This is a genomic window from Cryobacterium sp. 10I5, from assembly GCF_035019865.1.
Classification (GTDB): domain Bacteria; phylum Actinomycetota; class Actinomycetes; order Actinomycetales; family Microbacteriaceae; genus Cryobacterium; species Cryobacterium breve_A.
In genome coordinates, this window is record NZ_JASJVI010000073.1 from 1 (window position 1) to 20,048 (window position 20,048).

Here is a 20,048-nt window from a genome sequence, read left to right on the forward strand (position 1 = left end):
GGCGCCGGGGGATCGGGCGGGGGCGCACCGGCTCGCCACGACGGTCCTGGCCCGGGATCGGGCGGGACCTGCGGCCGTAGATGAGTTCGGAGGAGTCGAGCAGCCAGGGCACGAGCGCGATCGTGACACCGTGCACGAGCATCAGCTTCTGGCGGAGGCGCCGGGCCTTGTGGTTGTGCAGCAGGTTCTCCCACCAGTGCCCGACGATGTAGATCGGGGTGTAGATGGTGACGACCTCGGAGCCGTGTGCGGCGCGGCGCTCCTTGATGTAGCTGATCAACGGCCAGCTGATGTCCCGGTACGGCGACTCGACGATGCGCAGCGGTACCTGGATGTTCTGCCGCACCCAGTCGCGCTGCAGCTGTTTGGTCTCTTCTTCGTCGATCGAGATGTGCACGGCCTCGATGCCCTCGTGCCGCGCGGCGATCGCGTAGTCGAGCGCCTTGAGCACCGGCTTCTGCATCTTGCCGACGAGCACGATCGCGTGGTCGCCGGTGGAACCGAAGGTCGTGTCCGGGTCGACTTCGATCTCCTTGGCGACGTCCCGGTAGTAGCGGTTCACGCCGAGCATCAGGGTGAACAGCACCGGCATCATCACGAAGACGAGCCAGGCGCCGTGGGTGAACTTGGTGATCGTCACGACGATGAGCACCACGCCGGTCAGGGCGGCGCCGAAGCCGTTGATCGAGAGGCTCGTGATGATCGAGGCCCGGTTCGGCGGGTTCGTCTTGAGCAGGGTGAGCCAGTGCTTGACCATGCCGGTCTGGCCGAGGGTGAACGACACGAAGACGCCGATGATGTACAGCTGGATCAGGACCGTCAGATTGGCCTGGAAGACGATCAGGATCAGCACCGCGAAGAGGGCGAGGAGCACGACGCCGTTCGAGTAGATCAGGCGGTCGCCTCGGGTGCTGAGCGACTTGGGTGCGTAGGAGTCCTTCGCGAGGACGGAGCCGAGCAGCGGGAAGCCGTTGAAGGCGGTGTTGGCGGCGAGCAGCAGCACGGCCGCCGTCGCCGCCTGCAGCACGAAGAACATGATCGAGTTGTTGCCGAAGGTCGCCGCGGCGATCTGGGCGATCAGGCTGCGCTGCGGCGAGGTCGCGCACTCGGCCCAGCCGACCAGGTCGCAGGGGCTCTCCGCGTAGTGCACCTTCGCGATCAGCGCGAGGGTGGTCAGGCCGATGAACATCACGATCGCGATGCCGCCCATCAGCACGAGGGTGCGCTGGGCGTTCTTGACCTTGGGGTGCTTGAACGCCGGAACGCCGTTGGCGATCGCTTCGACGCCGGTCAGGGCGGAGCATCCGCTCGCGAAGGAGCGCAGCAGCAGCAGGATGAACGCCGACTGGGCCAGGTTCTCGGCGTGCACGCCGTAGCTTGCGGACTCCGCGACGGGTGCGTCGCCGAAGGCGACCCGCACGAGGCCGACGACGACCATCAGGATCACGCTCGCGATGAACAGGTAGGTCGGGAAGGCGAAGGCCTTGCTCGACTCGCGCACGCCGCGCAGGTTGACCGCGGCGAGCACCACGACGAAGAAAACGGCGAGCTCGACCCGGAAGTTCACGAGTTGCGGAACGGCCGAGATGATGTTGTCCACGCCGCTCGCCACCGAGACGACGACGGTCATCACGTAGTCGACGAGCAGGGCGGATGCGACGAGGAGGCCCGCGCGTTCGCCGAGGTTCTTCGAGGCGACCTCGTAGTCACCGCCACCGGAGGGGTACGCCTTGATCAGCTGACGGTACGACGCGACGACGACCACGAGCAGGAGCACGACGCAGGCCGCAACCCAGGGGGCGAAGCTCAGGAAGGCGAGCCCGCCGAGGGTCAGGATCATCAGGAGTTCCTGCGGGGCGTACGCGACGCTCGACAGCGGGTCGCTCGCAAAGATCGGCAGGGCGAGGTGTTTGGGCAGCAGTTGACCCTCGAGGTGCTCGGTCGAGAGTGGTTCGCCGATGATCCACCGCTTCGCGGAGCGAGTTTCTGGCGCTTGGGAGCCGTCTGGTGTCACGAGGGATGACACTACTCCGTTGGGCACAACTGTCAAACTTCCCGGAATAAGCTGAGCCCCCCGCGAGTTGGGTTACCCCCGTTTCTCATCCCGATGTTCCGCGAAAGCGGGTGAATCGTCGGTTTGCCGTAGCGAAAACGACGATTCACCCGCTTTCGCGGGTCAGGGGGACTGGGCCGCGTCGATCACCCGCCAGAGCGAGGTGCGGAGGGCGGTGAGCTCGTCCAGCGTCATGCCGAGCCTGTCGATGATGCGCGGCGGGATGGTGAGGGCGTCGGCGCGGAGCGCTCGGCCGGCATCCGTCAGTGTGATGTCGAGGACGCGTTCGTCGTGGGTGTTGCGGCTGCGGGCGACCAGGCCGGCGGTCTCGAGGCGCTTCAGCAGCGGGGAGAGGGTCGCGGGCTCGAGGCGCAGTTCGGTGCTGAGGTCGGAGACTGAACGAGGGCTGCGCTCCCACAGGGCGAGCAGCACGAGGTACTGCGGATGCGTGAGGCCGTAGGGCTCGAGGATCGGACGGTAGACCGAGACCACGCTGCGGGACGCGATCGCGAGGGCGAAGCAGACCTGGTCCTCGAGGCGGAGCAGGTCGGGCGCCGACACGGTCGAACCGGGGGTCGCGCGAGCGGAATCCGCCGCTTTCGGGGAATCCTGTGTCATCGGTTCGTCACGTGCCCCACTGTTCGGCTGACTCGACGGAAATGGTTAGTGCACTCATTGTAATTGATTAGTACACTAAGCATTATGACACGCGCACCGAGACGAGGAACCGGCAAGCCGGGCGATTCCGACAACAACGCGTCGGGCGAACACGGCCTCCTGGGCGCCGTGTCCTGGCTGAATCGCACGCTGCTGCCCTGGATCGGCCCGCCGCCGCTCGGTCCGTATACGACGGAAACGACTGAGCAGAAGCAGGCAGAGCGCGCCGAGGCGACCTGCCCGATCTGCGGCGAACTGATGAGCAGGCACGAGATCGACCGCTCGGGCGAACGCACCCAGATCCATCACCCAGCCCCCGCAGCCCCCTGATCCCGGACGCCGCCCGCGACCCTTCCCGAGAAACGTGCGTTCCGTTCCGCGAGAGTACGATTTTGGCCCTTAAGACACTGGTTTAAGGGCCAAAAGTGTACTCTCGCGGACGGGCGCGGCGTGGGTCAGCGGGGCAGGGCGTCCAGGATGCCGGCGCGAACCTCGGCGAGGCGGGCGCGCAGGTCCGAGACGGTCGCGGCGGGCACCCGGGCGTGCACGGCCTGCTTGCGCAGGTCCGCGCGGAGCTGCTGGCGGAACTCGTTGAGCACGAGGTCGGCCTCACGCAGCGCGCGATTGGACTCGAGGCGACGATCTGTCCCGTTCGGCGAACCCTGGCCCTCCGCCCCGGCCGAACCCGCACCCGTTGGAGCCGAGCCTGCGGTACCGGAACCCGCAGCGCCGGCGGAACCCGCGGCATCCGCGGGGCCGTCCGTGCCCGGGTATCCCGTACCGGCATCAGCGCCCGTGCCCGGGACGGCGGAACCGGTGGTGGGACTCGAACCCCCACGTCCTCGCCCGCCCGCTCCGAAGCCGGCGTCGTCCCTGGCCTGCCGGGCGGCCGCCGCGAGGTCGGTGCGCAGGCTCGTCATCGCCGCGGCGACCCCTGACCGCACCTCGTCCGCGAGCCGACGCACCGAGTCGGTGACCTCGTTCTCGAGGGCGTCGAGGTCGCCCCCGCGCGCGAGGAGTTCGGCGCGTCCGGCGTCGGTGATCTCGTAGACGGTCTTGCGCCCGTCCGTCGATTTGGTGACGAGGCCCTCTTCCTCGAGTTTGGCCAGTCGCGGGTAGATCGTGCCCGCGCTCGGGATATAGGTGCCGCCGAAGCGGTCGCTGAGCGCCTGGATCAGCTCGTAGCCGTGCCGTGGCTGCTCGGCGAGCAGGCTCAGCAGGTAGAGCCGCAGGCTGCCGTGGGCGAAGACGGGGGTCATGCCGAGGCCTCCGTTGTGGTGCCGTCCGGTCCGGCGGTCGTTCCCTGGCCCGCTGCCCCGGAGTCCGGGGCGGTGGATGCCGCGGGCGCGAAGGCCCCGGAGCCGGCGGCGGCGCTCGCCGGGGCATCCGTCGCCGCGGCCGGACGCCGCACGACGGAGATGTCGCCCGAGACGGAGTTCGCGTGCAGTTCGAGCCAGCTGCCCGCGAGCACGCCCGTGCTCGACTCGTAGCCCTTGCCGAAGGTGCTTTTCACGGTCTGGTCGTCGAGCTGGAGCACGCCCGAGACGGTGTTGAGGTGGTACTTGATCGGGAGGCCGGCCTCGACGCGGGCCGTGAGGTTGCCGCTCACGGTGTTCGTGTTGACGGTGTCCGGCGACCCCTCGAGGTCGAGGAACACGTTGCTCGCGACGCCGTCGACGCTGAACCGGCGGATGCTGCCGCTCGCGGTGACGTCGCCGGAGACCGTGTGCGCGGTGATGTCGCCCGAGTGGTTGCTGACCGAGATCTCTCCGTTGATCGCGTTGACGTCGATATCGCCCGTGACGCCGTCGACGACCAGGTCGCCCGAAACGGTGTTGAGCTTGACGTCGCTGCGGAGGCCCGTGATGAGGGCTCCGGCCGAGATCACGCCGAGCTTGAGGGCGACGTCGCGCGGGACGGTGATGCTCACGTCGGCCCGGGCGCTGCCGCGGAAGGAGGCGAAGACCTCGATGAAGTTGTCCCAGCGCAACTGCGGGTGGTCGACTTCGAGAGTGTCGCCGTCGAGGGAGATGCGCAGGTCCTTGCCGCTGACGCTGTGCACCTCGACGCGGGTGAACGGTTCATCGTGGCCGATGATGTCGACCTTGCCGCCGATCAGCCCGACCTTGAGCCGGTTGACGAGTTCGACGTCGATCACCCGGGTCTGCCCGGGGGCGACCAGCCATTTTTCGAGTGCCATTGTGTGCTCCTTCTGTGGGCATCCGCTGCGGATGCCGGAAACTTTTTCGCGCTATATCGCGTCTGGTGTAACTCACGATATATCGCGTTTCAGCGGTGCGCAACCCCCGTGCGCGTGGGCGCGCAGTTAGTAGAGGAAGATCGGCAGCCAGGCCGGGGTGTGTGCGTGCACGATCACGAGGAAGACGACGAGGTCGAAGAGCAGGTGCACGACGATGACGTAGCCGAGTGACCGGGTCAGCGCGAAGGTGAAGCCCTGCAGGAGCGCGAAGGGGAAGGTGATCAGCGGGCCCCAGCTGCGGTAGCCGAGTTCCCAGAGGAACGAGGTGAAGATCACCGCCTGGAGCAGGTTCGCGAGCCAGTCCGGGAAGTGCCGGCGCAGCAGCGCGAACACGGTGCAGATGAAGAAGAGCTCGTCCCAGATTCCGACGAAGCCCACGCCGACGAAGAGGCGCCCGATCTCATCCGGTGCGGTGACGGTCGGCCAGTCCTGGAAGGCACCAGAGCGGATGAAATAGGTCGGCAGAATCGCATAGCCGAGCGCGATCACGACGACCAGGTATCCGAGCGCGGCGGATGTCCAGGGTCGCCCGGTGCGGATCGGGAACCGGATCGCCCGCTCGCGGTAGACGTAGCGCGAGACCAGGTACGGCAGGAGCACCGCGAGCGTGAGCACCGTCCCCATCAGCGCCATGTTCGGGTAGTCGATGTTGGCGGCGAGAGAAATGGTGCTGATCAGGAGGAGGCCGAGGGCGACGAGCGCCAGGTCCCGGGCGAGCGGGCGGTCGATGACGACGGCCGCTGCGAGGGCGAGTCCGAGGAGCAGGTAACCGGCGGGGATCGAGACCGGCGTGTGCACTCCGAAGAGCAGCACCGCTGACGCTGAGACCAGGGAGGCGGGCACGAGGCGGAGCGCCAGGCGCGCGCGGGGCCGCGCCGCGGCATCCGTTGCCCGGGTCGTGTCGTGCATGCCACATGGTACCGAATGGGATTCGGGAGACGGCTTGACCTTGACGCAGCGTCAAGAATTATCGTGGACAACACAACGCCAGGAGAACACAACGGACGGGGAGTGGACATGGACTGGTCGATCCAGGAGATCGCGCGGCTCGCGTCGACGACGAGCCGCACCCTGCGGCACTACGGCGACGTCGGGTTGCTTCCGCCGAGCAGGATCGGTGCCAACGGCTATCGCTACTACGACGCCGTGGCGCTCGTGCGGCTGCAGCGCATCCTGATGCTGCGCGCGCTCGGGCTCGGGCTGCCCGGCATTCGCGAGGTGCTCGACCACGAGACGGATGCCGCCCGTGCCTTGGGCGCGCACCTCGCCTGGTTGCGCGGCGAGCGTGACCGCCTCGATCGCCAGATCGGCTCGGTCGAGGACACCATCACCACCCTGGATAGGAAGGAACAACCCATGGCAGAGAACATGTTCGACGGATTCGATCACACCGAACACAAGGAGGAGGTCGAGCGCCGCTGGGGCGCCGCGGCCTGGGCGAACGGCGACGCCTGGTGGCGCGGGATGAGCGCAGCGGAGAAGGCGGAGTGGCAGGGGCGGCAGGCGCAGCTCCTCGCGGACTGGCGTGCGGCGGCCTCAGCCTCCGAAGCCCCCGGCGCCACGGGCGGGCTCGACCCCGCGGGAGCCGAGGCACAGGCACTCGCGCAGCGGCAGTTCGACTGGTTGCGGGCGATCCCGGGCACCCCCGGCGGCGGGCCGGGCGGCACGGGCCCCTCGAAGGAGTACTTCACGGGTCTCGGCGAGATGTACGTCGCCGACGAGCGCTTCGCCGCGAACTACGGCGGCCCCGCCGGGGCGGCCTTCGTGCGCGCGGCCCTCCAGGCGTACGCCGACCGCAACCTCTAACCGCGGCATCCGCCCCTAACCAATTCGACGGAATTTTTACGTTTTTGGCCCCGAAAGAGCGCTCCCAGGCGCAATTTTCCCAAAATCTCCGTCGAATTGGTTAGGCGTCTCGGGTGCGGGGGCGAGTGAAGCGTGCGCGGGCGTCCGGGGCGCCGGGAGCGGCAGGGCGAGGCGGGGGATGGTCCAATGGCAGAGCGGGCCGACGAGCGCCGCGAAGAGCACGGTGCCGATGCCGACATTGCCGCCGAGCACCCAGCCGAGTGCGAGCACAGTGCCCTCGATGCCGGTGCGCACGATCCAGATCGGCCAGCCGGTGCGGCGGTGCAGGCCGGTCATCAGGCCGTCGCGGGGCCCGGGGCCGAGGTGTGCCCCGATGTAGAGGCCGGTCGCGACGGCGAGCAGCAGCACGCCTGCCGCGAAGAGCAGCGCGCGCAGCCACAGGTCGAGACCCGCCGGCACGAGCCAGAGGCCGACGTCCACAGACGGGCCGACGAGGAGCGCGTTTATCACGGTACCCACGCCCGGCTTCTGGCGCAGCGGGATCCAGAACAGCAGCACGACGCCGCTCAGGATCACCGTCAGCAGGCCGAACCCGAGGTGGGTGTGGCCGTCGATGCCCTGGGTGAGCACGTCCCAGGGCGCGACCCCGATCGCGCCGCGCACCATCAGTGCAATCGCGATGCCGTACAGGAAGAGGCCAATAAGCAGCTGGATGAGGCGACGGGTCATGGAAACCAATCCAATTGCACAAGTGGCCTGTGATCAAGTAGCCAATCTGTCTAGAGTGGCCTCATGTCGGATATCCAGCTCAGCGCCCGTGCCCTCGAGTCGAAGCTCGGCGAGTGGCGCACCGGCGGCAGCGCCTACCGGGGGCTCGCCGATCGCATCCGCCTGCTCGCGCTCGACGGCCGCCTCACCGCGGGTACCCGCCTGCCCGCCGAACGAGAGCTGGGCGTGCGGCTCGGGTTGAGCCGCACCACCGTGACGGCCGCCTACCGCGAGCTGCGTTCCGCCGGGCTGCTCTCGAGCGTGCGCGGCTCGGGCAGCGTGGTGCGGCTGCCGGGCTCCGGCGCCGCCTCCAGCGCGGGGGACGGCCCGGGCTCCGGGAGCGCGTCGGTTGACAACGGCGTCCTCGATCTCAGCAAGGCAACGATGTCGGCGCTCGGCGGGCTGGCGGATGTCGCCGCGCGCGCAGCAGAAGACCTCTCGCGCCACCTGGACGGTCCGGGTTTCGACCCCGTCGGCATCCCGGAGTTGCGCGCCGCGATCGCCGAACGGTACCGGGTGCGGGGGCTTCCGACCGACCCGGAGCAGATCATGGTCACGATCGGGGCCCAGCATGCGATCGCGCTGCTCGCCCGGGTATTCGTCAGCCGCGGCGACCGGGTGCTGATCGAACAGCCGAGTTATCCGCACGCGGTCGAAGCGTTCCGTGCCGCCGGGGCGCGGCTCGTACCGGTGAGCGTGACGGCGCGGGGGAGCGCAGGTTCCGCGGCGGAATCGGCTGCGCAGGCGAGCCAGGTCGGCGGCAGCTCCGATCCAGACGGCTCCTCCGGCTGGGACGAACCAGCCCTGCTCCAGGCACTCCGGGGCAGCAATCCCGTGCTCGGCTACCTGATGCCCGACTTCCACAACCCGACCGGGCAGACGATGCCCGCCGAACAGCGGACCCGCGTGATCGAGGCCGCCTCTCGGCAGGGCACGGTCCTCATCGCGGACGAGACGATGGGCGAGCTCGGCATCGACCGGCCGGGAGATTTCATGCCGTTCGCGGCATACGCGCCGGGCGAGCGGGGGAGTGCGGGAATCAACGGCTATGGGATGGACTCCGGCGACGGCACGGGCGCCGGCGTCCGCGGCACGGTCGTCACAGTCGGGTCGGTGGGCAAGACCATTTGGGGCGGCCTGCGCATCGGCTGGATCCGGGCCGAGCCCGCCCTGATCCGCCGCCTGGTCGCCGCACGCACGGCAACGGACATGGGCACGCCGATCCTCGAGCAACTCATCGTCACCCGAATGCTCCCGGAGATGCCGGCGATTCTCGAGCGTCGCAGCCACGAGCTCCGCGCCGGACGTGACCACCTCGAGGCACTCCTCGCCGCGCGCTTCCCCGACTGGACAGTGCCGCACGTCGACGGCGGCCTCACCGCGTGGGTCAACCTCGGTCGCCCGGTGAGCTCCCAGCTCGCGCTCGCCGCGCGCAACCACGGCCTGCTCGTGCCGGCCGGGCCCCGCTTCGGCGTCGACGGCGCCTTCGAACGATTCCTGCGGGTCCCGTTCTGCCACAGCGCGGTCGAGATGGAACGCGCGGTGGATGCCCTGGGCCTGGCCTGGGGGTCACTGCTGCGGCATCCGCTGCCCGACACCGGGTACCTCGCCGACCTCGTCTGACCCCGAACGCCTTCAACGCTGAAAAGGGGCGCAAAACTCAACACGCCTGTCACAGGGCGATGCGATACTGAGCCATGCATTTTCTCGCCGTGCTGAGCATGAAGAACAGGGCCCTGATCGCCCTGATCACGATCGTCGCCGCCGTCTTCGGCAGCCTCGCCCTCACGAGCCTCAAGCAGGAACTGATTCCCTCCCTGCAACTGCCGCAGTTGCTCGTCTCCACGAGCTATCCGGGCGCCTCGCCCGAGGTCGTCAACGACGACGTCTCGACCCCCATCGAGACCGCTATCCAGGGCATCGCCGGCCTCGAATCCACCTCGACGACGAGCAGCACGAACTCCTCGCTCGTGAGCGCCACGTTCACATACGGCACAGACCTCGTCAAGGCCGAATCGCGCATCAGCCAGGCGATCAACCGCATCAAGACCCGCCTGCCCGACAACCTCGACCCGCAGGTGATCAGCGGCAGCATCGACGATTTCCCGGTCATCTCCCTCGCCGTCTCCGGCGGCGACCAGGCCACCCTCGCCGACGACCTCAAGCGCAGCGTGCTCGGCGACATCCGCGACGTGTCCGGGGTGCGCGAGGCCGCGCTCGTCGGCGATGTCGGCCGCCGGGTGACCATCACAGCGGATGCCGCTGCCCTGGCCACCCGCGGCCTCAGCACGCAGGCGATCCGTTCCGCGTTGCAGCAGAACGGCGCGCTCATCCCCGCCGGCTCGCTCACCGAGGGCGACAAGACCCTGTCCGTGCAAGCCGGCGGCAAGCTGACCTCCGCCGCGGACATCGCCGCCCTGCCGCTGCTCGGCACCGGCGCCGGCACTGCACCCGGCGCCGCCCCGGGTGCCGCGCCCGCCGCCCCGCCCACGATCGGTGACGTCGCCACGGTCGTGCTCGGCGAGAACCCCGTCGCGAGCATCTCCCGCGTCAACGGCAAGCCGGCCCTCACGATCGCGGTCACCAAGGTGCCCGCCGCCAACACGGTCGACGTGTCCACGGCCGTCCGGGCGATCCTCCCGAAGCTCCAGGACGCCGTGCCCGGCACGACCTTCACCGTCGTCTTCGACCAGGCCCCGTTCATCCAGGAGTCGATCAACTCGCTCACCCAGGAGGGCATCCTCGGACTCGTGTTCGCCGTGCTGGTGATCCTCGTCTTCCTGCTCTCGGTGCGGGCGACGCTCGTCACCGCGATCTCGATCCCGACCTCCGTGCTGATCACGTTCATCGGCCTGCAGGGCGTCGGATACTCGCTCAACATCCTCACTCTCGGCGCCCTCACGATCGCGATCGGCCGCGTCGTCGACGACTCGATCGTCGTCATCGAGAACATCAAGCGCCACCTCGTGCCCGGGGCGGACCGATCCGAGACCATCGTCGAGGCCGTGCGCGAGGTCGCCGGGGCGATCACCGCGTCGACGATCACGACCGTCACGGTCTTCCTGCCGATCGCCTTCGTCGGCGGGTCGACCGGCGAACTCTTCCGCCCCTTCGCCCTGACCGTCACGATCGCGCTGCTGGCCTCCCTGCTCGTCTCGCTCACGATCGTGCCCGTGCTCGCCTACTGGTTCCTGCGCGCCCCGAAGCCGAAGCCCGCCAAGTCGCCGAAGACCGCCAAGCCTGCGAGGTCTGCGAAGACGCCGAAGTCCGCCGATCCGGGCACAATTCCCGAGGCGGCCCCGGTCCTCGCGGCAACGGATGCCGCCACCGGCGAGGCCACCACCGCGCCCGTTTCGGCGGAATCAGACCGCGACCGCGTCCCGGCGCACCCGGCGCGCGGCATCCGCCCCCGCGACCGCGATCGCAGAGGAGCCGAGCCGGCTGCAGACCGGATACCTGCCGATCATCCGGTGGACGCTCCGGCACGCCGTCGTCACACTGCTGCTCTCCGTGCTCGTGCTCGGCGGCACGGTCGCGATCATCCCCTTCATGAAGGTCAATTTCCTCGGGTCAACCGGTCAGACCACGTTCCGGGTGGCCCAGGCTCTCCCTGTCGGCACGAGCCTCGCCGCCCAGGACACCGCCTCGACGACGGTCGAAACAGCTTTGCGCAGCACTCCGGGCGTGAAGATCGTCCAGGTATCGATCGGCGGCGGCAGCGCCCTCGCCGCGTTCGCCGGGGGAGCGCCGACCACGAGCACAGTGAGCTACTCGATCACGACCGACGGGGTGGCCAAGCCCGACGCCGTTCAGGACGCCGTCCGCGGCAAGCTCGCCGCGCTCACCGACGTCGGCGACTTCTCCGTCACGGCCGGCGGCGGCTTCGGCGGCACCTCGGACATCGCCGTCGACATCACCGCGGCGAACGGCGCCGACCTGCAGAAAGCGAGCGACAGCATCCTCGCCGCCGTGAAGAAGCTCGACGCGATCAAGGAGAGCTCGAGCAACCTTGCCGCGTCCCGGCCCTACCTCGCCGTGAAGATCGACCGCACGAAGGCCGCTGCGGCGGGCCTGAGCGAGCTCGCCCTCGGCAGTCTCGTCTCGCAGGCGATGCAGCCGAGCGTCGTCGGGTCGATCGTGATCAACGAGGCGAACCTGTCCGTGTACCTCACCGGGGCCAGCTCGCCGACCACGACGGCCGCGCTCGCAGCCCTGCAAATCCCGACGGTCGCCGGGCCGGTCGCGCTCAGCACCCTCGCGACCGTCGCGCAGGTCGACGGCCCGGCCACCCTCACGACCACGAAGGGCCTGCGCACCGCGACGGTCTCGGCGACGCCGAACAACAACGACCTCGGCACCGCCAACGCCCAGATGGCGACCGTGCTCGCCGACACAACCCTGCCGACGGGCGCGACAGCGACCCTCGGCGGCGTCACGAAGGATCAGACCGACGCGTTCCAACAGCTCGGAATCGCGCTGCTCGCCGCGATCCTGATCGTCTACATCGTCATGGTCGCGACGTTCCGGTCGCTGTTGCAGCCGTTGCTGCTGCTCGTGTCCATCCCGTTCGCGGCGACCGGGGCCATCGCGCTGCAGGTGATCACCGGCATCCCCCTCGGTGTGCCGTCGCTGATCGGCGTGCTGATGCTGATCGGCATCGTCGTGACGAACGCGATCGTTCTGATCGACCTCGTCAACCAGTACCGCCGACGGGGCCTCGACGTGCGCGAGGCGCTCGTCAACGGCGCCTCCCGGCGGCTGCGCCCGATCCTGATGACCGCGCTCGCCACGATCTTCGCCCTGCTGCCGATGGCGGTCGGCCTCACCGGCACCGGAGGGTTCATCTCCCAGCCGCTCGCCCTCGTCGTGATCGGCGGCCTGGTCTCCTCGACCCTGCTCACCCTCATCGTGCTGCCGGTGCTCTACTTCCTCGTCGAGGGCGGGCGGGAGCGCCGGGCCATCCGCCGCGAGGAGAAGAACGTGGCACGCGAGTCCGCGGCTGCCGCGGCGACGAACCTCGGGTAAACGCGGGGTTAAACTGGGTGAAGCGGGGTAGGCAGCAGCCTCTGGCCCGGCACACCGGTCACACCGTCGCGGCCTCCAACTCGCGAGAGGCACTTCATGACCGGGCTTTCCCTGCTCTCCGACCCGTACCGCAACAAGGGCACCGCCTTCACCAGGGCCGAGCGGATGCGCGGCGGCATCACCGGGCAGCTCCCGCACGTCGTGCAGACCATCGAGCAGCAATCGGGCCAGCTCTACCGGCGGTTCCTGGCCCGGCCGAACGACCTCGAGAAGCGCCTGTTCCTGATGGACGTCTGCGCGCGCAACCGCCGCCTCTTCTACTACGCCATGTCCCGGCATCTCGTCGAATTCCTGCCGATCGTGTACGCGCCGACCGTCGCCCAGGCGATCCAGCAGTACAGCGACTGTTACGCAGGCAGCGACGTCGCCTACATCTCCGCACTCGATCCCGAGAGCATCGCGGACGCGCTCAAGATCTACGCCAACGGCCGGGACATCCGCCTGATCGTCGCCACCGACGGCGAGGGCATCCTCGGCATCGGCGACTGGGGAGTCAACGGGGCCGAGATCCTCACCGGCAAGGTCGCCGTCTACACCGCGGCAGCGGGCATCGACCCCGCCCAGATCCTGCCGGTGTTCATCGACGTCGGCACCGACAACGCCGGGCTGCTCGCCGACGCGCGGTACCTCGGAAATCGGTTTCCACGCATCCGTGGCGCCGACTACGACCGGTTCATCGACGACTTCGTGCAGACGGCCCTCGGGCTCTACCCAGGCGCACTGCTGCACTGGGAGGACTTCGGCCGCGCGACGGCCGCGCCGATCCTCGAGCGGTATCGCGACAGCATCTGCACCCTCAATGACGACATCCAGGGCACCGGCGTCACGATCCTCGCCGCCCTGAACACGAGCATGCTCATCTCCGGGCTGGCCCTGAGCGACCAGCGGGTATTCATCTTCGGTGCGGGGACCGCCGGGATCGGCATCGCAGACCAGATCGTCGACGAGTTCGTCGTCACCGGCGGACAATCACTCGCCGAGGCCGAGGCACGGATCTACCTGATGGACCGGCAGGGGCTCATCGTCGACAGCCTGCCCGACCTCACCGCCGGTCAGCGGCGATACGCCCGGCCCGCGCGGGAACTGGACGGCGATGCGTTCGCGCCCGCGCTCGCCGACCCGCGCTCGCTGCAGAGCGTGATCGCCGCCGTGCACCCGACCGCGCTCATCGGCACCTCGACCCAGTTCGGCGCCTTCACCGAGGTTGCCGTGCGTGAGATGGCCGCCCACGTCGAACGCCCGCTGATCTGTCCGATCTCCAACCCGGCGGAGCTCGCCGAGGCGACCGCGGCCGACGTGATCACCTGGACGGCGGGCGCCGCCCTCGTGAGCACCGGCTGCCCGTCGGCCCCCGTGCGGTTCGACGGGGTCGACTACGAGATCGGCCAGGGCAACAACGCCCTGATGTATCCGGGGATCTGCTTCGGAGCGATCGTCGCGCGGGCGACCGTGCTGAACCGGGCCATGCTCCTCGCCGCCGCGCACGCGATCGCCGGCATGGTCGACGTGACCCGTCCGGGCGCTGCCGTGTTGCCCTCGTTCCGGGACCTGCCCGAGGTGTCACGCCGCGTCGCCGTCGCCGTGGTCGCCCAGGCCGTGCGCGACGGGGTCAACGGCGTCCCCATCACCGACCCCGAGGCCGCGGTCGCTGCCGCGACCTGGCACCCCGCCTACTAGCCGATCCCGCTCCGTCGCGCCCGCCCTCTCCGGCATGCCCCGGGGGCTAACTCAGGAGATTCGCGTCGTCGCCGGCACGCATCCGCCTGTTTCCGGGGTCCGGCATCCCGGTGAGGCGCGGTCTTCCTGAGTTAGCCCCCGATGTCGACCGAGACCACTCTCGCCGGCCACAAACCGGGCTCTCCCGATTTGCAGCTAGTAGACGAGCGCGGCAGGCGCGAACGGACCCACCTTCACCAGGCCGATGAGCGGGTCGTCGCAACCCTGGATCGGGTTGGGCGTCGTAACCCGGCGAGGGACATCCGTGCCGGGCGGGGTCACGTCGAGCTCGGTGACGGCGACGAGCGTGCAGGTGTATGCCCCCGCCTGATTCAGGTGCAGCAGGCTGTAGGCGGATGCGCCGGGAGCGAGTTCGACGGCATCCCCCGTCACAGTCGGGTAGCGTTCGTGTGCCGCGGCCGGGCCGAGCAGCGCCCCGGTGCTCGCGTTCACGAGCCGGACACCGGGGTATCCCTGCACGGTGCAGGCCTGGGCTCCCGTGTTGGTCAGGGACAGGTCCCAGTAGAAGCTGCTCATGCCGCTGTCCATCGGCCGCGAGACGAGGGCTGCGCCGAGCGCGCCGGCAGAACAGGCCGCGGAAACGTCGTCGCCGGGCGTGGGAGTGGGGACCGCTGTGGGTGACCCGGTGGAAGTGCCCGTCGGGGCATCTGTCGCCGTTGGGACGGTCGAGGCCGAGGCCGAGGCCGATGCCGTTGCTGTCGCACTGGCCGTCGACGACGGTGCCGCCGCCGCGCACGCGGAGAGCGCTGTGCAGAGCAGCGCCGCTGCGCCGAGTGCCGCCGCCATTCTGTGCCCGGTGCCGTGCGAAGTCCCCCGACACGCTCTCTCGACCCGTGATCCGGTCATGTCGCCCCCCCTGTCGCGGTCCGTCTGAGAGGCCGCGTCCCCAGTCTCGCACCCGGCTTGTGCGATGAGCTCGCGCGCGAGGGGGGTTGCGCATCCCGGCAACCGGTGCCGCGGTGGCCAACTCAGGAGATCCGCTGGCTAGGCTCGAAGGATGGCCACCCCCGATTTCATCCTCGAACTCCGTAAAAGCATTGGGCACGCCCCGCTCTGGCTCATCGGCGTGACCGCGGTCGTCGTGCGCGGCGACGAGGCGCTCCTCGTCCGCCGCGCCGACAACGGCAACTGGTCGAACGTCGCCGGCGTCGTCGATCCCGGTGAAGAGCCCGCGGATGCCGCGGCGCGCGAGATCCTCGAGGAGTCCGGGATCGTCGCCGAGGTCGAGACCCTCGTCGGTGTCTTCGCCCGCGAGCCCCTCCAATACGCCAACGGCGATCACGCCCAATATCTCGACGTGCTCTTCCGCTGCCGGTGGGTGAGCGGTGAGCCGCACCCGGCCGACGGCGAGAACACGGCGGCCGCCTGGTGGCCGCTCGACGCGCTCCCGCCCCTGCCGGGTACGCACGACGAGCGGCTGCGGCTCGCCGTCGCCCAGTCCGGGCCCGCGCTCTTCCGCCGCCGCGACACCCCGGCCGACACCCAGGCCTAGCGCCGGCCGCGGTACATCCGAACAGGGGCATCCGCTCGACCTGACACGGCGGGGACACCCCTGCTATCGTGCTGTTCGAAACGAGCGGGATCCTCGCCCGGCATCCGCCGCCGCGCGCTCCTGCGTGAGAGGGGCACACCCATGAAGGCATCGGCTGAACTCGGCGGCAACCTCCAGTCCGTCCTCGTCGACCTGATCGAACTCCACGTTCAGGGCAAGCAGGCGCACTGGAGTGTCGTCGGCCACAACTTCCGCGACCTGCACCTGCAGCTCGACGAGATCATCGACGATGCCCGCATCTTCTCCGACGAGCTGGCCGAGCGGATGCGCGCACTCGACGCCCTCCCGGACGGACGCACCGAGACGGTCGCCAAGGACACCCACCTGCCGAAGTTCCCGGCGGGCGAGGTCGACACCGCGGAAACCGTCGTCATGATCACGGAGCGGCTCGACGCGACGGTGAAGAACATCCGCAAGGTGCACGTTGCCGTTGACGACGAGGATCCGACGAGCGCCGATATCCTGCACGGCTTCATCGAGAAGCTCGAGCAGTACGCCTGGATGGTCAGCGCCGAGAACCGCCTACCGCGGAAGGCGACCGCCAAGTCGCCGACCCGCCCGTCCGGACGCGCCCTCTCGGACGTCACGGACTGAGCGAGGGGTCGGACGGGCCCATCGGGCCAGAAACCAGGGCCGGTCGCGGCGGAGGACGACAAAGGCCGCGGACCGGGGTCGCGGCGAGGGAGACTCGACGAGAAGGGGACGTCGGATGGGCAGTGCGCGGGTCGAGGATGACAAGCAAAAGAAGGCGAGGCCGCAGATGAACCAGCGGAACTTCGACAGTGAGAGTGCCCCGGTCTGGCTCGGTACGCCCGGTGATCGCGAGGCGAGTGAGCAACTCCGGGTGGTCGCCGATGAGGCCCTGCTCGTGAACGGCGATACCGGGAGGGCACTCCGGCTCGCCATGCACCTCGGTTCCCGTCTTCCCGCCATCGGCGAGGGCGACACCCGGCGCCTCTTCGAGACGCTCGCGACGGTTTCGGCGGCCGACCTGTCGGCGGCGCGCGTCACCGACGGTCATCTCGCCGCCCTCTCGGTCCTGGGCCAGGCATCCGTCGAACCGGCGCAGCTGCCCGGCGGTGAGACGGACCGGATCCGCAGTTGGGGTGTCTTCTCGGCCGAAGCGCGTGGCACCCGCCTCGACGCGAGTGAGTCGGAGCAGGGCTGGCGACTCGACGGGCTCAAACCGTGGTGCTCGCTCGCGAGTTCGCTGAGCAACGCCCTTGTCACGGCGCACACGTCGAGTCAGGCGCTGCGGCTGTTCGCGGTCGACCTCACCGCGCCGGGCATCACCGTACTCGAGGACACCTGGGTCGGCCGCGGATTGCCCTCCATCACGAGCGGCCCCGTCGACTTCCGGGGCGTGCCCGCGGTCGCGATCCGCGAGGACAACTGGTACTTCGACCGGCCGGGTTACGCCTGGGCCGGGATCGGCGTCGCCGCGTGCTGGTTCGGCGGGGCAGTCGGGATCGCCCGTCGGGTGTTCCGCGGCGCCCAGGAATGGCCGGCGGACCAGATCGCCCTCGCCCACCTCGGCGCGATCGACGTGGCCCTGAGCGCGTGCGGCGGTGCCCTCTCGGCCGCGGCCGCATCGATCGACGACGGCAGCGCGACCGGCCAGGCCGGGGCGCTCCTCGCGGCGAGGGTACGCGGCCTCGTCGCACGCTCGGTCGAGGAGGTCATCGCCCGGGCTGGCCACGCGCTCGGCCCGTGGCCGCTCGCCTTCGAGGCCCGGCACTCGCAGCGGGTCGCCGACCTCGAGCTCTATGTGCGCCAGCACCACGCCGAACACGACGAGGCCGCTCTCGGCACCCTGCTCCTCGACGGCGGTTCGGTCCCCGGCGGCGGCCCCTCGCCCTGGTGAGCGGCGGCGATTCAATCGGCACAACAGCGCCAGCACGACCTGGATCCTTCCCCGGTGGACGCACGGGGGCCCGATATGTCAGGATTCCGCCGTGACCACTCCACCGGAGCGCCGGATGCTGCTCGACACCGCTGCCCTGTACTTCCGCGCGTTCTACGGGGTGCCCGACACCGTCCGCGCGCCGAATGGCCAGCCGGTCAACGCCGTGCGCGGGCTGCTCGACATCATCACCCGGCTCGTCACCGAGTTCCCGCCGACCGAGATCGTGGCCTGCTGGGACGACGACTGGCGTCCACAGTGGCGGGTCGACCTGATCCCGACCTACAAAACCCACCGGGTCACCGCGCTCGTCGAGTCTCCGGCAGCGGATGCCCCCACCGCGACCGAGGACGTCCCCGAGCTGCTCAGTTCGCAGGTTCCGATCATCCGTGAGCTGCTCGCCGCGCTGGGAATCCCGGTGATCGGCTCCCCGCGGCACGAGGCGGACGACGTGATCGGCACGCTCGCCTCGCACGCGGACATCCCCGTCGATGTCGTCACCGGCGACCGCGACCTTTTCCAGCTCGTCGACGACTCCCGCACCGTGCGCGTGATCTACACCGGCCGCGGCATGGCCAGGCTCGAGACTCTCACCGATGCCGCGCTGAGCGCGAAGACCGGCGTCAGCCCGGCGCAGTACGCCGACTTCGCGGCCCTCCGCGGCGACGCCTCCGATGGGCTCCCCGGGGTCGCCGGAATCGGCGAAAAGACCGCGGCCACCCTGCTCGCCGACTTCGGTGACCTGGACGGCATCGTCGCCGCGGCCGTCGACCCCGCTTCGGCGATGGCTGCCGGGGTGCGCGCGAAGATCCGCGCCGCCGTCGACTACCTCGCGGTCGCCCCGACCGTCGTCAACGTCGTGCGCGACCTGTCGCTCCCGGCGTTCGACGCCCGCATCCGCCCGAGCGCCCCGGAGCAGGACGCCGAGCTCGAGCGACTCTCCGCCGAGTGGGGCTTCACGACGTCGATGAAGCGAGCTCGCGCCGCCCTCCTTGGCCTGGCCTGACCCATTGCCCCTCGCCGTGACTGCCGCTGGGCGACCACAATTCAGGTGCCGAGGATCACACCACGCCGGGCCAGAAACGGGACGGCGTCAACGGCGGTCCCGTCGATCCTGACCTCGAAGTGCAGGTGGCAGCCGGTCGAGGCGCCGGTGCTCCCGACTCCGGCGATCACCTGGCCGGCAACAACGCGCTCACCGACGCTGACCAGTGTCTCCCCGGGGGCGATGTGCGCGTAGCCGGTCGCGATGCCGCTTCCGTGGTCGATCAGGATCCAGTTGCCATAAGTGCCCAGCACGCCAGCGGACTCGACGACCCCGTCTGCCGCCGCATAGATGGCCGCGTCGCACCCTGCGCCGATGTCCGTCCCCCGGTGGAAATCACCGACCCCGGCAACCGGGTGCACGAGACGCGGGCCGAACGCATCGGCGATGCGCCCGATGGCCGGTGCGGTCCAGCCCTGTTCACTCAGACGCCCGGTGTCCGCGACCGTCGAGGTTACCGGGAACGGCTGGACCTCACTCGCCGCCGTGGTCGCAGGAACTGACCGGCCCAGGTCGGCGAGGGCGGCGGATGCGGCGTCGACGTCGTCCTGCGCCGCCGCGACCGCCGCACGGGTGGCGGAAACCGGGACCGCGGCGATGACGGCCTGAGCTGCGGCATCCTGCTTCTCGAGCACCTGCTGCCGACTGACGTCCGCTGCGACCCGACTGCGCACGTCGTCGAGATTCGCGGTCAGCCTGGACAGGGTATCCAGTGTGCCGAGCTGAAACAGCAGGTCCTGGTCGGCCCTGTCGTCGAGCAGTACGTCGAGGGTGCTGTTGCCGGACTGTTGCATCAGGCCGCGAACGAGCGTCGCCAGCACCCGGCGGGACGCGTCTGCGGTTACTCCGGCCCGTTCCCTGAGCGCATGCACAAGGTCGGCCCGGCTGACGGCGGCCGTGTAGTCTGCCTGGGCCGAGGCGCCGGCGAGCTTCGCCGCGGCCAGGCCGGTCTCCGCCGCGCGCAGGCGGGACTGGGCGGCAGCGACGGCGGCGGCGCGGCGGGCCGAGACGTGTTCCGCCTGCGCCCTGTCGGCAGCGGCGCGGGCGGCAGCAGCTGTCTGTCGCACAGCCGATGACACGACGGGTGCCCGGGGGCCGAATGCCTGCTGGGGTTCCGGAGCCACGAGCACCAGGGCCGGCGGGGTCGCCGGGGTCGGCGACGCTGTGGGCGTGGGCGTGGGC

16 protein-coding genes and 2 pseudogenes are annotated in these 20,048 nt (G+C 69.8%); 10 read left to right on the plus strand and 8 right to left on the minus strand.

Annotation, left to right across the window (positions count from 1 at the left end):
* A partial coding sequence (locus tag QN350_RS15205) for an APC family permease (protein ID WP_323516902.1) occupies window positions 1-2,014 on the minus strand: 2,014 nt, incomplete at its 3' end.
* 162 nt (window positions 2,015-2,176) lie between these two features.
* A complete protein-coding gene (locus QN350_RS15210; protein WP_323502967.1) occupies window positions 2,177-2,671 on the minus strand; it encodes a MarR family transcriptional regulator in 495 nt (164 codons plus the stop codon).
* 84 nt (window positions 2,672-2,755) lie between these two features.
* Between QN350_RS15210 and QN350_RS15215 the strand changes: the two genes are divergently transcribed.
* Complete coding sequence (locus tag QN350_RS15215; RefSeq protein ID WP_322138675.1) at window positions 2,756-3,040, plus strand: hypothetical protein; 285 nt, start codon at window positions 2,756-2,758, stop codon at window positions 3,038-3,040.
* Window positions 3,041-3,573: 533 nt separating this feature from the next.
* Here the strand turns inward: QN350_RS15215 and QN350_RS15220 are convergent.
* The 3 genes and pseudogenes from QN350_RS15220 to QN350_RS15230 all read right to left on the minus strand — a co-directional run.
* Window positions 3,574-3,969 (minus strand): annotated as a pseudogene (locus tag QN350_RS15220) (PadR family transcriptional regulator); the annotation flags it as partial.
* A complete protein-coding gene (locus QN350_RS15225) occupies window positions 3,966-4,910 on the minus strand; it encodes a DUF4097 family beta strand repeat-containing protein (protein ID WP_323502968.1) in 945 nt (314 codons plus the stop codon). The gene QN350_RS15225 and the pseudogene QN350_RS15220, both read right to left, overlap by 4 nt.
* 126 nt (window positions 4,911-5,036) lie before the next feature.
* The gene (locus QN350_RS15230) at window positions 5,037-5,879 is read right to left on the minus strand and encodes a CPBP family intramembrane glutamic endopeptidase (RefSeq protein ID WP_323502969.1); all 843 of its coding nucleotides are present in this window, start codon (window positions 5,877-5,879) and stop codon (window positions 5,037-5,039) included.
* Window positions 5,880-5,987: 108 nt separating this feature from the next.
* Here QN350_RS15230 and QN350_RS15235 point away from each other — a divergent pair, with 108 nt between their 5' ends.
* On the plus strand, window positions 5,988-6,776 hold the full coding sequence (locus QN350_RS15235) for a MerR family transcriptional regulator (RefSeq protein ID WP_323502985.1): 789 nt from the start codon (window positions 5,988-5,990) through the stop codon (window positions 6,774-6,776).
* A gap of 36 nt (window positions 6,777-6,812) precedes the next feature.
* On the opposite strand, the gene QN350_RS15240 is transcribed toward QN350_RS15235, so the two are convergent.
* Window positions 6,813-7,505: a hypothetical protein gene (locus QN350_RS15240; protein WP_323502970.1), complete on the minus strand. Its 693-nt coding sequence runs from the start codon at window positions 7,503-7,505 to the stop codon at window positions 6,813-6,815.
* 63 nt (window positions 7,506-7,568) lie between these two features.
* Between QN350_RS15240 and QN350_RS15245 the strand changes: the two genes are divergently transcribed.
* The 3 genes and pseudogenes from QN350_RS15245 (at window position 7,569) to QN350_RS15255 (ending at window position 14,306) form a co-directional block, all read left to right on the plus strand.
* Window positions 7,569-9,167, plus strand: coding sequence for a PLP-dependent aminotransferase family protein (locus QN350_RS15245; RefSeq protein WP_323502971.1), 1,599 nt, complete (start codon window positions 7,569-7,571; stop codon window positions 9,165-9,167).
* 74 nt (window positions 9,168-9,241) lie between these two features.
* Window positions 9,242-12,512: pseudogene (locus QN350_RS15250) on the plus strand (efflux RND transporter permease subunit); the annotation flags it as partial.
* 153 nt (window positions 12,513-12,665) lie between these two features.
* The gene (locus tag QN350_RS15255; RefSeq protein ID WP_323516899.1) at window positions 12,666-14,306 is read left to right on the plus strand and encodes an NAD-dependent malic enzyme; all 1,641 of its coding nucleotides are present in this window, start codon (window positions 12,666-12,668) and stop codon (window positions 14,304-14,306) included.
* A 195-nt stretch (window positions 14,307-14,501) separates the two neighbouring features.
* Here the strand turns inward: QN350_RS15255 and QN350_RS15260 are convergent, their stop codons facing one another.
* Window positions 14,502-14,882 carry a DUF4232 domain-containing protein gene (locus QN350_RS15260; protein ID WP_322138683.1) on the minus strand — a complete coding sequence of 127 codons (381 nt, stop codon included), beginning with the start codon at window positions 14,880-14,882 and terminating at the stop codon, window positions 14,502-14,504.
* On the opposite strand from QN350_RS15260, the gene QN350_RS15265 reads away from it, so the two are divergent.
* The 5 genes from QN350_RS15265 (at window position 14,881) to QN350_RS15285 (ending at window position 18,827) form a co-directional block, all read left to right on the plus strand.
* Window positions 14,881-15,240, plus strand: a complete 360-nt coding sequence (locus tag QN350_RS15265; RefSeq protein ID WP_323502973.1) for a hypothetical protein — start codon at window positions 14,881-14,883, stop codon at window positions 15,238-15,240. The two genes, QN350_RS15260 and QN350_RS15265, sit on opposite strands and share 2 nt — an antisense overlap.
* A 123-nt stretch (window positions 15,241-15,363) precedes the next feature.
* Complete coding sequence (locus QN350_RS15270) at window positions 15,364-15,858, plus strand: NUDIX domain-containing protein (RefSeq protein ID WP_322138685.1); 495 nt, start codon at window positions 15,364-15,366, stop codon at window positions 15,856-15,858.
* Between the two features lie 141 nt (window positions 15,859-15,999).
* Window positions 16,000-16,512 carry a DNA starvation/stationary phase protection protein gene (locus QN350_RS15275; RefSeq protein ID WP_323516900.1) on the plus strand — a complete coding sequence of 171 codons (513 nt, stop codon included), beginning with the start codon at window positions 16,000-16,002 and terminating at the stop codon, window positions 16,510-16,512.
* A 166-nt stretch (window positions 16,513-16,678) separates the two neighbouring features.
* The gene (locus tag QN350_RS15280; RefSeq protein WP_323502974.1) at window positions 16,679-17,782 is read left to right on the plus strand and encodes an acyl-CoA dehydrogenase; all 1,104 of its coding nucleotides are present in this window, start codon (window positions 16,679-16,681) and stop codon (window positions 17,780-17,782) included.
* A 115-nt stretch (window positions 17,783-17,897) separates the two neighbouring features.
* Window positions 17,898-18,827 (plus strand): 5'-3' exonuclease, encoded by a 930-nt coding sequence (locus QN350_RS15285; RefSeq protein ID WP_323502986.1) that lies wholly within the window; start codon window positions 17,898-17,900, stop codon window positions 18,825-18,827.
* Window positions 18,828-18,868: 41 nt separating this feature from the next.
* On the opposite strand, the gene QN350_RS15290 is transcribed toward QN350_RS15285, so the two are convergent.
* A partial coding sequence (locus QN350_RS15290; protein ID WP_323516901.1) for a M23 family metallopeptidase occupies window positions 18,869-20,048 on the minus strand: 1,180 nt, incomplete at its 5' end.

Coding starts and splice junctions, on each gene's coding strand:
- QN350_RS15285 (WP_323502986.1), top strand. CDS start 17,898: ATGCTGCTCGACACCGCTGCCCTGTACTTCCGCGCGTTCTACGGGGTG.
- QN350_RS15265 (WP_323502973.1), top strand. CDS start 14,881: ATGCCGCTGTCCATCGGCCGCGAGACGAGGGCTGCGCCGAGCGCGCCG.
- QN350_RS15230 (WP_323502969.1), bottom strand. CDS start 5,879: ATGCACGACACGACCCGGGCAACGGATGCCGCGGCGCGGCCCCGCGCG.
- QN350_RS15280 (WP_323502974.1), top strand. CDS start 16,679: ATGAACCAGCGGAACTTCGACAGTGAGAGTGCCCCGGTCTGGCTCGGT.
- QN350_RS15225 (WP_323502968.1), bottom strand. CDS start 4,910: ATGGCACTCGAAAAATGGCTGGTCGCCCCCGGGCAGACCCGGGTGATC.
- QN350_RS15240 (WP_323502970.1), bottom strand. CDS start 7,505: ATGACCCGTCGCCTCATCCAGCTGCTTATTGGCCTCTTCCTGTACGGC.
- QN350_RS15210 (WP_323502967.1), bottom strand. CDS start 2,671: ATGACACAGGATTCCCCGAAAGCGGCGGATTCCGCTCGCGCGACCCCC.
- QN350_RS15255 (WP_323516899.1), top strand. CDS start 12,666: ATGACCGGGCTTTCCCTGCTCTCCGACCCGTACCGCAACAAGGGCACC.
- QN350_RS15275 (WP_323516900.1), top strand. CDS start 16,000: ATGAAGGCATCGGCTGAACTCGGCGGCAACCTCCAGTCCGTCCTCGTC.
- QN350_RS15245 (WP_323502971.1), top strand. CDS start 7,569: ATGTCGGATATCCAGCTCAGCGCCCGTGCCCTCGAGTCGAAGCTCGGC.
- QN350_RS15235 (WP_323502985.1), top strand. CDS start 5,988: ATGGACTGGTCGATCCAGGAGATCGCGCGGCTCGCGTCGACGACGAGC.
- QN350_RS15215 (WP_322138675.1), top strand. CDS start 2,756: ATGACACGCGCACCGAGACGAGGAACCGGCAAGCCGGGCGATTCCGAC.
- QN350_RS15260 (WP_322138683.1), bottom strand. CDS start 14,882: ATGAGCAGCTTCTACTGGGACCTGTCCCTGACCAACACGGGAGCCCAG.
- QN350_RS15270 (WP_322138685.1), top strand. CDS start 15,364: ATGGCCACCCCCGATTTCATCCTCGAACTCCGTAAAAGCATTGGGCAC.